Here is a 12,496-nt window from a genome sequence, read left to right as displayed (position 1 = left end):
TCCCCTCGCTGTGTGTCGTTGTTTGCCGATGTGTGGACGCCGGCTCCCTCGTTCATGGGAGCGCCCGCCCGCGTCACCAATTCTGGCGATGCCCCCTGCGGACCGAATCCCTACAAAGGCCGAGCCCGCCGGCGCGCCGCCTCCGCGGCCGCGCGCCATCACCAATCGTTCATTCAATGAGGAGCCGATCCATGGGTGTGTCCCTGTCCGAATTCCCTTCCTTTTCCCGCCGGCCCGTGTGGCTGGCCTCGACCGTCCTGGTCTGCGCGCTGTCCGCCTGCGGGGGTGGCGGCGGAGGCGGGGGTGGCTTCGCGCTGCTGCCCACCAGCTCGGGCAATGGCGCTGCGCCGGCCCCGGCCCCTGCGCCCGTCCCGGCCGCCACCGTCCTCACGGGTGTGGCGGCCACCGGCGCCCCCTTCGCGGGTGCCGTCGTCCGGGTGACCGATGCGGGCGGCCAAGTGGTCTGTTCGACCGAGACCCAGGCCCAGGGCGGCTACAGCTGCGTCCTGCCGGCGGGCACGCAGGCGCCGCTGCTGGTGCGCGTCTCGCGCGACGACGAGGTGCTCTACAGCGCGGCGGTGAAGGTCGAAGGCACGGCCAACGTCACGCCGCTGACCACGGTCGTGGTCTCGCGCCTGGCGCCCGACGGCAACCCGGACAGCCTGACGGCCAGTCCCGCGCCGATCACCGCCGAGGCCCTGGCCCTCCAGGTCGCCCAGCTCAACGCGGCGCTGCAGCCCGTGCTGGCCGCACTGGGCGTGAGCGCCGCCAATCCGCTGACCGACACGCTGGTGGCCGATGGCACCGGTCAGGACAAGCTGCTGGACGCGCTCAGCGTCAGCAGCCGTGCCGACGGCACGGCGGCGAACATCGAGATCACGGTCAAGACGGCCGATGGCGTGCCGGTGGCGATCAGCTTCCGCAGCAGCGACACGGCGATTCCTGCGCTGCCCGCCAACGTGCAGGTGGCGCAGCTGCCGTCGCCCGATGTGGTGGCCGCGCTGATGCAGCGCATCACGGCCTGCTATGCCCTGCCGCTGACCCAGCGCGTGGGCACTGCCTCCAGCGACAGCGGGGCGGCCGTGGGCGGGGCGGCCGACGTGGTGGCGCCGGCCTGCCGGCAGCTGTTCCTGAGCGACGACCCGGCCACCTATTACCAGAGCGGCCAGCGCGTGGGCCGCAACGCGAACAACAACGGCGCCTGGGCCAGCCTGTTCCGCAGCGGCGCCACCGGCATGACCTTCGGTCGGGGCAACGTGGCCTTCGTGCGGGGCAATGGCGATCTGGTGCTGAGCTACCGCTGGGAAGACGCCCAGGGCAACAGCGATTTCGACACGCTGGCGGTCCGCCAGGTGGATGGCGCGCTCAAGCTGGTGGGCAACGGCTACGACTACGCGGCCAGCGTCACGCCCTACGCGCAGCACCGCGACCTGCTCAATTCGCCGGCCTACAGCTCCTACGGCACGGGCTACGACATCAACATCAACAACCGCACCGACGGCAGCGGCAATCCCGTCTTCAGCCGGGTCGAGGTGCTCACGCCCAGCGGCAAGACGCTCACCTATGTGCCGCAGGCGGGGCTGTCCTTCCTGGTGATCCAGCGCGGCGACGGCACGCCGACCGGCACCTCGGTGCTGCGCGTGCGCGGCGAGTACGGCTCCAGCACGACGGCCGGCAATCCTGCCGACCGCGAGGCGAGCCTTTATTTCGTCGATCCGCAGGCCAGCGAGGACGACATCCGCGCCTATGGCAACCAGGGTCGCTGGACGATGACCTTCTTCCATGCCGACACCAGCAAGCCCTCGGTGGAGCAGAGCTACCGCACCCTGTCGCGTGCCCTGACCATCGGCGAGTTGCGCCAGCTGCCGATGCCTTCGCTGCCCGACAGCAGCCGCGCGGAGCTGGTCGCCGAGACGGCCGCGACCGGCTACGTCCTGTTCGGCGCGCCCTCGCAGAACGAGCGCAACGTGGTGGACATCAGTGCCACCGGCGGCACCGATGGCTGGATCGTGCCTGCCGGCGCGCTGGCGCCGACCTCGATCACCGTCTACGGCTATGCGCCCTTCGGCAGCACCGTCGCCGGCCAGCAGGGCAACCGCTTCAACGACAGTGCCACGGTGCGAAGCACTCAGCGCACGGTGGTGATCGGCTGCTCGTCCCAGTCGGTCGGCGACAAGCACTGCGATGCGGGCGATCCCACGCAATATGCGCAGGGCACCACCATCAACAGCCTGCAGTTCTACGCGCGCAACGCGCGGCAGGTGGGTGTGAGCAAGCTGATTGGGCTTTACAAGCTGCAGTGAGGCGGGTTGCCCGCCGAGCGGGCGGCGGGGCGCGCCGGTCTGGCGGCGCGTCCGCGTCCCGATGCGCGGCGCCGAGGCAGCCGCCGTGCCGGGGCTTCAGCGCCCGTCGGCCTCGTCCTCGTCGGGCGGTGCGCGCATGGCGCGCGCCGCCACCTCCGCCGAGAAGCCCCGCGCCATCAGGAAGCGCATCTGCCGGCCCCGCTCGCGGGCGTCGGCCGGGGGCGCGCCGAAGCGCCGCAGCCACAGGGCGCGGGCGCGTTCGGGCTCGGATTCCTTCAGCCCGGCCAGCGCGTGGGCGGCGGCCTCGGCGTCCACTCCCTTGGCGGCGAGTTCCTGGCGCAGGCGGCTGGCGCCCAGCCGCCCGGCGCGCTGGTGCAGCAGCGAATCGATCACCCGCTGCTCGTCGATGAAGCCGCGCGCCTGCAGTTCGTCAAGCACCCGGGCCAGCTCGCCCGGCTCGGCCTCGTGCGCGGCCAGCTTGCGCTCCAGTTCCAGCCGTGAATGCTCGCGGCGACTGAGCAGCTGCAGGGCGCGGCCCTTGAGTGACAGCACGGGCCGCCGGCGCGCAGGCGCAGCCTCCGCGTCGGCCGCGCCGTCCGTGGCCGGTGCCCGCGGGCCGCGGGCCTGGCGCAGGCCGGCGGTGCGGTCGGGCGGCGTGTCGTCCTGCGGGGCGCGCCTGTCCGGGGCGCGGGGGCGCCCGGACGCCCTCCACATGCCGGCTTACTCCGCGTCGGGCGCGTCCACCACGCCGTCGGTGGGCAGCAGGCTGATGCCCAGGCTCTCGCGCACCTTGTTCTCGATCTCCACGGCCAGGGCCGGGTTCTCGCGCAGGAACTCGCGGGCGTTGTCGCGGCCCTGGCCGATCTTCTCGCCGTTGTAGGCATACCAGGCGCCCGACTTCTCGACGATGCGCGCCGTGACGCCCATGTCGATGATCTCGCCCTCGCGGCTGATGCCTTCGCCGAACAGGATGTCGAACTCGGCCGTCTTGAAGGGCGGGCTCACCTTGTTCTTGACCACCTTGACCTTGGTCTCGTTGCCGATGGCCTCGTCGCCCTTCTTGATGGTGCCGGTGCGGCGGATGTCCAGGCGCACCGAGGCGTAGAACTTCAGCGCATTGCCGCCGGTGGTGGTCTCGGGGCTGCCGAACATCACGCCGATCTTCATGCGGATCTGGTTGATGAAGATGACCATGCAGTTGGTCTTCTTGATCGTGGCGGTCAGCTTGCGCAGCGCCTGGCTCATCAGGCGGGCCTGCAGGCCGGGGAGGCTGTCGCCCATCTCGCCCTCGATTTCGGCCTTGGGCGTGAGTGCGGCCACCGAGTCGACCACGATCAGGTCCACGGCGCCCGAGCGCACCAGGCTGTCGACGATTTCGAGCGCCTGCTCGCCCGTGTCGGGCTGGCTGATCAGCAGGTCCGACACGGTCACGCCCAGCTTCTGGGCATATTGGATGTCCAGCGCATGCTCCGCATCCACGAAGGCGCACTGGCCGCCCTGCTTCTGCATCTCGGCGATGACCTGCAGCGTGAGCGTGGTCTTGCCGGACGATTCCGGGCCGTAGATCTCGATCACGCGGCCGCGGGGCAGGCCACCGACGCCCAGCGCGATGTCCAGGCCCAGCGAGCCGGTGGAGACGACCTGGATGTCCTCGATCTTCTCGCCCTCGCCCAGGCGCATGATGGTGCCCTTGCCGAACTGCTTCTCGATCTGGGCCAGTGCGGCCTGCAGGGCCTTGGCCTTTTCGCTGTTGGCGGCCTTGACGGGTGCGTCCATGGGTGACTCCTTGAGGTGTGTGGATGGGTGCCTGTCTCGAACTACAGGCTGGATGCTTGAACAGTAGTGTAGGGGCGAGTATCTTTCTGCCAAGCCATTTTTTCGTCAGTTTGGCTTACTATCTGGCATGGACGTTCAAGAGCCCAAGGATGACGACTGGCGCCAGACCCACCTCGGCCGCCTGCTCGGTCATGCCGTGCGACGCTTCGACGCCCGCGTCTACGAACTGATGGCCCATGACGTGGAGGTCCCGCTGGCGCTGTCGAACCTGGCGGCACGCCAGCAGGTGACGGCGGCGCACATCCACATCACCCGCCACCTGGCGCGGGGCGGCTCGCGCCTGGGCGAACTGGCCGAATCGGCCGGCATGACCAAGCAGGCCATGGGCGCGCTGGTGGACCAGTGCGAGGCCTGGGGCCTGGTGCGGCGCGAGGCCGATCCGCTGGACGCGCGGGCCCGGCGGATCGTCTTCACCGCCGACGGCCTGGCCTGGCTGGAAGCCTTCCGCCGCTGCGTCGCGCGGGCCGAGGCCGAGTTCCGCGCCAGCGTGGGCGAGGAGGTCGCGACCGTGGTTGCCCTGGGGCTCGAAGCGTATTGCGGCTCCTAGAATCCGCCACCCTCCAGAGAGCCCCCATGCGCATCCTCATCGCCGAAGACGACCAGGTGCTTGCCGATGCCCTGCTGCGCAGCCTGCGCACCTCGGGCGCGGCCGTCGACCATGTGGCCACCGGCCCGCAGGCCGATGCGGCGCTCATGACCAACAACGAGTTCGACCTGCTGATCCTCGACCTCGGCCTGCCCAAGCTGCACGGGCTGGAGGTGCTCAAGCGCCTGCGCGCACGCGGCTCGCAGGTGCCGGTGCTGGTGCTTACCGCCGCCGATTCGGTGGAGGAACGCGTCAAGGGCCTGGACCATGGCGCCGACGACTACATGGCCAAGCCCTTCTCGCTGCAGGAGCTGGAGGCGCGGGTGCGCGCCCTCACGCGCCGCGGCATGGGCGCCACCAGCAACGCCATCAGGCACGGGCCGCTGGTCTACGACCAGGCCGGCCGGGTGGCCACCATCGACGGCAAGATGGTCGAGCTGTCGGCACGCGAACTCGGCCTGCTGGAGGTGCTGCTGCAGCGCGCCGGCCGCCTGGTCAGCAAGGACCAGCTGGTGGAGCACCTGTGCGAATGGGGCGAGGAGGTGAGCTTCAACGCCATCGAGGTCTACGTGCACCGGCTGCGCAAGAAGATCGAGAAGGGCCCGATCCGCATCGCCACCGTGCGCGGCCTGGGCTATTGCCTGGAAAAGATCGACGGCTGATGCGGGCTGCACCGACAGGCGTCCGCCGCCTGCGTCGCATGCCGTCGACCACCGCGCCGCCCGCGGCCCGACCGGCGGGAACGCCATCCTTCGACACCCCGGCATGAAGCTCTTCCAGCGCGCCCAGAACTCCCTCTTCGGCGAGATCCTCGATTCGCTGCTGGCGCCGGCCATCGTGCTCATCCTGCTGAGCATCGGCCTGACCTGGCTGGTGGCGCAGGGCATCGCCAACGCGCCCTACGACCGGGCCCTGGCCCACGGCGTGCGGCTGATCGCCGCCGAAGCCGCGCGCGCCGCCGCCCAGGGCCGCGCGCCCGACGTGCCGCCCCTGGTCACCGAGGTGCTGCGCGGCAGCGAGGACGATCGCGTCTGGTTCCAGGTGCTGGATGCCCAGGGCCGGCGGCTGGCCGGCACCGGGGGGCTGCCCGGGCCGCACCTGGCCCAGACGCCCGTGCCCGGCGTGGTCTACATCGACGACGGCCAGATGCAGGGGCGCGAGGTGCGCATCGCCCACCTGTGGGTGCGTCCGGGCAATGCGGGCCTGGCCCCCTCCGGCCGCATCGCGCTGGCCACCGAAGGGGCGTCGGACTTGCCGGAGACCATCACCGAACCCGAGGACGCGGACGGCGCCGGCCTGCTGCTGGTGCAACTGGCCGAGACCCGCGCGCGCCAGGCCGCGCATGCGCGCGAGATCATCACCGGCGTGCTGCTGCCGCAGTTCGCGCTGGTGCCGCTGGGCGTGATGCTGCTGTGGATCGCGCTCGCCCGCGGCATCAAGCCGCTGTCGGTGGTGGAAGACCGCATCCGTGAGCGCGAGCCCGACGACCTGCGGCCCATCGACGCCACTTCCATCCCGCTGGAGGTGGCCCCGTTGGTGTCCTCGCTCAACGAGCTGCTGACCAAGCTGCACGACTCCATCGGCACGCAGAAGCGCTTCCTGGCCGACGCGGCCCATCAGCTCAAGACGCCGCTGGCCGGCCTGCGCATGCAGGCCGACCTGGCCCAGCGCGAAGGCGCCAACGCCGACGAGCTCAAGCAGTCGCTCAAGCAGATCGGCCGCGCCAGCATGCGCGCGACACACACCGTCAACCAGCTGCTGGCGCTGGCGCGGGCCGAGGGCGGTGCCGGCGTGCTGGCGCGCCAGCCCTGCGATCTGGCGCGGCTGACCATCGACGCCGTGCGCGAGTTGCTGCCGCGCGCCATGGACAAGTCCCTGGACCTGGGCTACGACGGCGCCCAGCCCGGCGCGGCCGGCGTGACGCTGCCGGGCAACCCCACCCTGCTGCGCGAGCTGATCCGCAACCTGCTGGACAACGCCATCAACTACACGAGTTCCACGCCGGGGCGCCCCGGCGTGATCACGGCGCGCGTGCTGGCCGACCCGTTCGGCCATGTGCTGCTGCTGCAGGTGGAAGACAACGGCCCCGGCATCCCCGAGGCCGAGCGCGAGCTGGTGTTCGAGCCCTTCTACCGCGTGCTGGGCAACGAGGCCGACGGCTCGGGCCTGGGCCTGCCGATCGTGCGCGAGATCGCCGGCCAGCACCGGGCGCAGGTGTTGCTGCAGGAGGCGCATCCGGGCCAGCATCCGCCGGGCACGCGCTTCACCGTGCGCTTTGACACAGAGCTGGAGAGTTGACACCCCAGTTCCTCGGGTGCCCTGGCATGGCCTGCTCCGCGGCCTTCTGAAGCTGGAAGCCTGCGTTCAGCGCGCTGGCGAGGAGCTGGCGGGTTCGGGTGCCGGCGCCGCGGGGGCGTCGGCCGGCGCGGGTCGCACCTCCAGCAGCTCGGGCCGGATCTGCGTGTTGAGGCGCTGCGGTTCGCGCTCGTGAAGGCTGGCGGGCACCAGGCCAAAGCCTGCCAGGTCGCCGCGGGCCCACAGGAAGTAGCCGGCGTTGGCCAGCAGCAGGACAAGGACGATCAGGCGCAGGGCCATGGGCCGCTCAGAAGGCCTGGCCCAAGGGCCGCACGCTGACCTCGGCGCTATCGACCAGCCGCAGGCCGGCAGTGGTGGCGATGCGCAGCTCGCCGCCCGGCGCCACGCCTTCGCAATGGCCGGCGGTGCCGTCGCTCAGGTGCACGTCGCGGCCCAGCAGGGCGTCGCGCGCCGCAAAGCGCGGCGCGACGGGCGCAAACCCCTCGTCGGCGAAGCGCAGCACCTCGGCGAGCAGCGCCGGAGCCAGAGCCAGCAGCACGCTGGCCGGTTCGGCCTGCGGCGCCCACTGGCGCACCCAGGCCGGCGGCGTGCGCATGGCGTCGGCGGGCCGCGGGCCGATGTTGATGCCGATGCCGATCACCACCTGCCGCGGTCCCGCCGCGGCATGGCCGGTGGAGGCGGTCTCGATCAGGATGCCGGCCAGCTTGCGGTCCTGCACCCACAGGTCGTTGGGCCACTTGATCTGTACGCCGGCCGTGCCGAGCGGATCGAGCGACTCGGCGGCACTCACGCCCACGGCCAGCGACAGGCCCGACCAGCTGCGCGGCGTCAGCGGCAGGGACAGCGAGAAGGTGAGCGAGGCGGCAGGCGCCTGCGGCTCACCGCTTTCCCATTGCCGGCCCAGGCGCCCGCGGCCAGCCGTCTGGCGCTCGGCCACCAGCAGCACGGCGCGGGTGTCGCCGGCACGGGCGCGGCGCATGAGCTCGGTGTTGGTGGAGGCTATCTCGTCCACCACCTCGACGCTCAGGCTGGGTAGCTGCGCGGCCAGGGCCTGCTGCAGCGCGTCGACGGGCCAGACCGATGCCATGGCGGCCATCAGGCCTTGTCCTTCGCCTTCTTCTTGCGGGCCTTGCCGTCGGCATCCGCCTTCTTGGTGGCCTTCTTGCCCGACTTCGCCGTCTTTGCGGACTTTTCGGCCTTGACGGCCTTGACGGCCTTTTTGCCGGACTTGGCCTTCTTCGCCTTCTTGTCCTTCTTCCTGGCGCCCTTGCCGGGCACGGCCTCGGCGTCCTCCGGCGGTGCAAGCAGCGTGCCGCGGCAGTCGGGCGAGCCGCACCAGCAGGGGAAGTCGGCCAGCAACTCGGGCGTGTACGGCGAGTCGATCACCAGGCCGTAGTCGTAGTTGAGCTCTTCGCCCGCGGCGATGTCGCGCAGCGCCCGGATGAACACCCGGCCGTCCTCGACCTCGGTCTCGCAATTGGGCCCGCAGGAGTGGTTGATCCACTTGGCCGAATTGCCGTGCACCTTGCCATCGATCACATGCTTGTCATCGATGTGGAAGTAGAAGGTGTGGTTGGGCTGGGCCGGGTCGTGCGGATGGCGCCGCAGCGCCTCCTTCCAGCTGATGACCTCGCCGGTGTACTCGATCACCAGCTCGCCGGCGGCGATGTCCTGCGTCGCGAACACCCCCTTGCCATGCACGCCGGAGCGCCGTGTCTGGATGCGGCGGCCGGCAGTGGGTGCGGGCGAAGAAGGGGATTTGGAGGGCATCGCCGAGTTCTGATAGCTTGAGATGTGCACATGTGCGCGCATGCGCACGTGCGCGAGAGGCGCAGAGTATAGAGAGCCGTCCGGCGCGTCGCCGGCCGCCGCCGCCCATCGTGGGCGCCGGTGTTTTGTCCCCGAAGGTGCCGGTCCGTCCGGGCCCCTGGCGGCTCTTGCCCATGAGAGATTTCCAGATGACGAAGACCTTGGTGATAGCGGAAAAGCCGTCGGTGGCGCAGGACATCGTGCGCGCGCTCACGCCCGTGTCCGGCAAGTTCGACAAGCACGACGAGCATTTCGAGAACGACAACTACGTCGTGACCAGCGCCGTGGGCCACCTGGTGGAAATCCAGGCCCCCGAGCAGTACGACGTCAAGCGCGGCAAGTGGAGCTTCGCCCACCTGCCGGTGATCCCGCCGCACTTCGACCTCAAGCCCGTGGACAAGACCAAGGGCCGTCTCAACGCCGTGGTGCGCCTCGCGCGCCGCAAGGACGTGACGCAGCTGGTCAACGCCTGCGACGCGGGCCGCGAGGGCGAGCTGATCTTCCGGCTGATCGAGCAGTACGCCGGCGGCGCCAAGCCGCTGGGCAAGCCGATCCGCCGGCTCTGGCTGCAGTCGATGACGCCGCAGGCCATCCGCGACGGCTTCGACCGCCTGCGCTCCGAGCGCGAGATGCAGGGTCTGGCCGACGCCGCCCGCTCGCGCTCCGAGGCCGACTGGCTGGTGGGCATCAACGGCACGCGGGCCATGACGGCCTTCAACTCGCGCGACGGCGGCTTCTTCCTGACCACCGTGGGCCGGGTGCAGACGCCCACGCTGTCCATCGTGGTCGAGCGCGAGGAACAGATCCGCAAGTTCGTCAGCCGCGACTACTGGGAGATCCATGCCGTCTTCCAGGCGCAGGCCGGCCAGTACCCGGGCAAGTACTTCGACCCGGCCTGGAAGAAGGCCAACGCGCCGCTGCTTCCCAATGGTGAGCCCGACCCCGAGCAGCGCGCCGACCGCCTGTGGACCGCGGCCGAGGCCCGCGCCATCGCCGAGGCCGTGCGCGGCCGGCCTGCCACCGTCACCGAAGAGAGCAAGCCCACCACCCAGGCCAGCCCGCTGCTGTTCGACCTGACCTCGCTGCAGCGGGAGGCCAACAGCCGCTTCGGCTTCTCGGCCAAGACCACGCTGGCGCTGGCCCAGTCGCTGTACGAGCGGCACAAGGCGCTGACCTATCCGCGGACCGACTCGCGCGCCCTGCCCGAGGACTACCTGCCCGTGGTGAAGGACACCATGAGCATGCTCGCCAACAGCGGCATGCGTCACCTGGCGCCCTTCGCGCAGCAGGCCATCGACCAGAACTACGTCAAGCCCACCAAGCGCGTGTTCGACAACGCCAAGGTGTCGGACCACTTCGCCATCATCCCCACGCTGCAGGCGCCCAGCGGGCTGTCGGAGGCTGAGCAGAAGCTCTACGACTTCGTGGTGCGGCGCTTTCTGTCGGTGTTCTTCCCCAGCGCCGAATTCCAGGTCACGACCCGCATCAGCACGGTGGAGGCCGCGGGCAGGAAGCACAGCTTCCGCTCCGACGGCAAGGTGCTGGTCAAGCCGGGCTGGCTGGCCATCTACGGCAAGGAAGCCGCCACGGACGACGACGACAAGGACGGCAAGACGCTGGTGCCGGTCAAGCCCGGCGAGCAGGTCGACACCGAGAGCGCCGACGTCAAGGCCCTCAAGACCCGTCCGCCCGCGCGCTACAGCGAAGCCACGCTGCTGGGCGCCATGGAAGGCGCCGGCAAGCTGGTGGACGACGACGAGCTGCGCGAGGCCATGCAGGAGAAGGGCCTGGGCACGCCGGCCACCCGCGCCGCCATCATCGAAGGCCTGCTCAACGAAAAGTACATGCTGCGCGAGGGCCGCGAGCTGATCCCCACCGCCAAGGCCTTCCAGCTGACGACGCTGCTGCGCGGCCTGGGCGTCGAAGAGCTTTCCAAGCCGGAGCTCACCGGCGAGTGGGAATACAAGCTCGCGCAGATGGAGCAGGGCCACCTGAGCCGCGACGAGTTCATGCGCGAGATCGCCCGCATGACCGAGCACATCGTGCGCAAGGCCAAGGAATACGACCGCGACACTGTGCCCGGCGACTACGCCACGCTGTCGGCACCCTGCCCCAACTGCGGTGGCATCGTGCGCGAGAACTACCGGCGCTTCGCCTGCACCGGCAAGTCGGGCAGCGGGCAGGACGCCTGCGGCTTCTCCTTCACCAAGTCGCCCGCCGGCCGCACCTTCGAGCTGACCGAGGCCGAGCAGTTGGTGGCCAACAAGCACATCGGCCCGCTGGAAGGCTTCCGCTCCAAGGCCGGCTGGCCTTTCGTGGCCGAGATCGTGCTCAAGCACAGCGACGAGGACAACAACTGGAAGCTGGAGTTCGACTTCGGCGACGACGGCAAGGACCCGGCCGAGACCGGCGAGATCATCGACTTCGGCGCCGCGCCTTCGCTGGGCCCTTGCCCCAAGTGCGGTGCGGGTGTGCACGAGCTGGGCGCCAACTATGTGTGCGAGCGCTCGGTGCCCACGGCCGACCATCCCACGCCCAGCTGCGACTTCAAGACCGGCAAGGTGATCCTGCAGCAGCCGGTGGAAGAGGAGCAGATGCGCAAGCTGCTGGCCACCGGCAAGACGGACCTGCTCGACAAGTTCGTGAGCATGCGCACGCGCCGGTCGTTCAAGGCCTTCCTGGCCTGGAATGCGGAAGAGGGCAAGGTCACGTTCGAGTTCGAGCCGCGCACCTCCAAGTTCCCGCCGCGCAAGACGGCTTCGGCCGCGCCGGCCCGCGCGCCGGCTACCAAAAAGGCGGCTGCAAAGAGTGCGACAAAGACCGCGGCCAAGGCGCCGGCCGCCAAGAAGGCGGCTGCCCCCAAGGCCCCGCGCAAGACCAGCGCCGCCGCGGGCCGTCAGCCCAGTGCGGCGCTCGCGGCGGTGATCGGTCCGGAGCCGGTGGCCCGGCCCGAGGTCATCAAGAAGCTGTGGGACTACATCAAGGCCAACGGCCTGCAGGACGCCAAGGACAAGCGCGCCATCAACGCCGACGACAAGCTGCGTCCGCTGTTCGGTCGCGACCAGGTGTCGATGTTCGATCTGGCCGGGATCGTGGGGAAGAACCTGGAAGGCTGAGGTTGGAGAGTTCCGGGCCCTTGTCCCGGTCTGTCCGGGGCGGGTTCTCGACGGCGTACGTCATGAGCTTTGGACCGCGGTTCGTGGTTCGTGCATCGTGGCGTGGCGCGATGTGGCGTGGCGTGCGTGGCAGGGCGGGGTGCGCGGGTGGGATGGGCGCTAACCCGGCGGAGGACGCCGGCATGCGCGCTCCCGGTGCACGCTCGCGCTGACCGACTTGCGGCACGGGAGGGGTGCTCGCTCTCCACCAACGTGCTTGGGGCACTGCACGGCGCCGCGAATGGCACCTCCGCACGCACACCGTCATCCTCCGCCTGGACGCTGTGCCTGAACGGCCGGGATTGCGCCCCCGCCGCAAATCCGTTCGCCCTGAGCCTGTCGAAGGGCAGAGCGGCGCGCGGCGCAAAGGCCCAGTCGTTCTGGCCCGCGTCATCACAACCCTGACACGCGAGGCTTCGACAGGCTTGTATGGTTTGGTTTCCATCAACCAAACCGTAAGAAAGGGCGAGGAGCCGGGATGTAGGGACATC

The 12,496-nt window shown here is 70.2% G+C and carries 10 protein-coding genes; 5 read left to right on the top strand and 5 right to left on the bottom strand.

All coding sequences use genetic code 11. The annotated features are described in order from the left end of the window. The first annotated feature begins 191 nt into the window (after positions 1–191). Positions 192–2,303 (top strand): carboxypeptidase regulatory-like domain-containing protein, encoded by a 2,112-nt coding sequence (locus tag ACT54X_RS25815; protein ID WP_294378854.1) that lies wholly within the window; start codon positions 192–194, stop codon positions 2,301–2,303. Positions 2,304–2,399: 96 nt separating this feature from the next. Here the strand turns inward: ACT54X_RS25815 and recX are convergent, their stop codons facing one another. Both recX and recA read right to left on the bottom strand, forming a co-directional pair. Continuing rightward, complete coding sequence (gene recX / locus ACT54X_RS25810; RefSeq protein ID WP_294378873.1) at positions 2,400–2,855, bottom strand: recombination regulator RecX; 456 nt, start codon at positions 2,853–2,855, stop codon at positions 2,400–2,402. A 168-nt stretch (positions 2,856–3,023) separates the two neighbouring features. Continuing rightward, a complete protein-coding gene (gene recA / locus ACT54X_RS25805) occupies positions 3,024–4,079 on the bottom strand; it encodes a recombinase RecA (protein WP_294378852.1) in 1,056 nt (351 codons plus the stop codon). A 127-nt stretch (positions 4,080–4,206) separates the two neighbouring features. Between recA and ACT54X_RS25800 the strand changes: the two genes are divergently transcribed. From ACT54X_RS25800 to ACT54X_RS25790, 3 genes are all read left to right on the top strand, one after another. Then, positions 4,207–4,686 carry a MarR family winged helix-turn-helix transcriptional regulator gene (locus tag ACT54X_RS25800; protein WP_476349450.1) on the top strand — a complete coding sequence of 160 codons (480 nt, stop codon included), beginning with the start codon at positions 4,207–4,209 and terminating at the stop codon, positions 4,684–4,686. 26 nt (positions 4,687–4,712) lie between these two features. Beyond that, the gene (locus ACT54X_RS25795; RefSeq protein ID WP_076507056.1) at positions 4,713–5,387 is read left to right on the top strand and encodes a response regulator transcription factor; all 675 of its coding nucleotides are present in this window, start codon (positions 4,713–4,715) and stop codon (positions 5,385–5,387) included. Positions 5,388–5,490: 103 nt separating this feature from the next. Continuing rightward, positions 5,491–7,023 (top strand): sensor histidine kinase N-terminal domain-containing protein, encoded by a 1,533-nt coding sequence (locus ACT54X_RS25790; RefSeq protein WP_476349447.1) that lies wholly within the window; start codon positions 5,491–5,493, stop codon positions 7,021–7,023. Positions 7,024–7,089: 66 nt separating this feature from the next. Here the strand turns inward: ACT54X_RS25790 and ACT54X_RS25785 are convergent, their stop codons facing one another. Genes ACT54X_RS25785 through ACT54X_RS25775 form a run of 3 tightly spaced genes read right to left on the bottom strand, consistent with a single transcriptional unit; the run spans position 7,090 to position 8,811 of the window. Beyond that, positions 7,090–7,320 (bottom strand): sporulation protein, encoded by a 231-nt coding sequence (locus ACT54X_RS25785; protein ID WP_354321577.1) that lies wholly within the window; start codon positions 7,318–7,320, stop codon positions 7,090–7,092. Between the two features lie 7 nt (positions 7,321–7,327). Then, positions 7,328–8,137, bottom strand: a complete 810-nt coding sequence (locus tag ACT54X_RS25780; RefSeq protein WP_476349445.1) for a biotin--[acetyl-CoA-carboxylase] ligase — start codon at positions 8,135–8,137, stop codon at positions 7,328–7,330. Then, positions 8,137–8,811 (bottom strand): SET domain-containing protein, encoded by a 675-nt coding sequence (locus ACT54X_RS25775; RefSeq protein WP_476349443.1) that lies wholly within the window; start codon positions 8,809–8,811, stop codon positions 8,137–8,139. The genes ACT54X_RS25780 and ACT54X_RS25775 overlap by 1 nt, the downstream gene beginning before the upstream one ends. Positions 8,812–8,999: 188 nt before the next feature. Here ACT54X_RS25775 and ACT54X_RS25770 point away from each other — a divergent pair, with 188 nt between their 5' ends. Further along, positions 9,000–11,966, top strand: a complete 2,967-nt coding sequence (locus tag ACT54X_RS25770; protein ID WP_476349442.1) for a DNA topoisomerase III — start codon at positions 9,000–9,002, stop codon at positions 11,964–11,966. Positions 11,967–12,496 lie beyond the last annotated feature (530 nt).

This window comes from Pseudacidovorax sp. DMC4 (assembly GCF_056314265.1).
This window is presented reverse-complemented; position numbering and strand designations above follow the sequence as displayed.

Excerpts from the sequence above, each read along its gene's own strand:
- ACT54X_RS25815 (WP_294378854.1), top strand. The coding sequence starts at position 192 with ATGGGTGTGTCCCTGTCCGAATTCCCTTCCTTTTCCCGCCGGCCCGTG.
- recA (WP_294378852.1), bottom strand. The coding sequence starts at position 4,079 with ATGGACGCACCCGTCAAGGCCGCCAACAGCGAAAAGGCCAAGGCCCTG.
- ACT54X_RS25800 (WP_476349450.1), top strand. The coding sequence starts at position 4,207 with ATGGACGTTCAAGAGCCCAAGGATGACGACTGGCGCCAGACCCACCTC.
- ACT54X_RS25795 (WP_076507056.1), top strand. The coding sequence starts at position 4,713 with ATGCGCATCCTCATCGCCGAAGACGACCAGGTGCTTGCCGATGCCCTG.
- ACT54X_RS25790 (WP_476349447.1), top strand. The coding sequence starts at position 5,491 with ATGAAGCTCTTCCAGCGCGCCCAGAACTCCCTCTTCGGCGAGATCCTC.
- ACT54X_RS25785 (WP_354321577.1), bottom strand. The coding sequence starts at position 7,320 with ATGGCCCTGCGCCTGATCGTCCTTGTCCTGCTGCTGGCCAACGCCGGC.
- ACT54X_RS25780 (WP_476349445.1), bottom strand. The coding sequence starts at position 8,137 with ATGGCCGCCATGGCATCGGTCTGGCCCGTCGACGCGCTGCAGCAGGCC.
- ACT54X_RS25775 (WP_476349443.1), bottom strand. The coding sequence starts at position 8,811 with ATGCCCTCCAAATCCCCTTCTTCGCCCGCACCCACTGCCGGCCGCCGC.
- ACT54X_RS25770 (WP_476349442.1), top strand. The coding sequence starts at position 9,000 with ATGACGAAGACCTTGGTGATAGCGGAAAAGCCGTCGGTGGCGCAGGAC.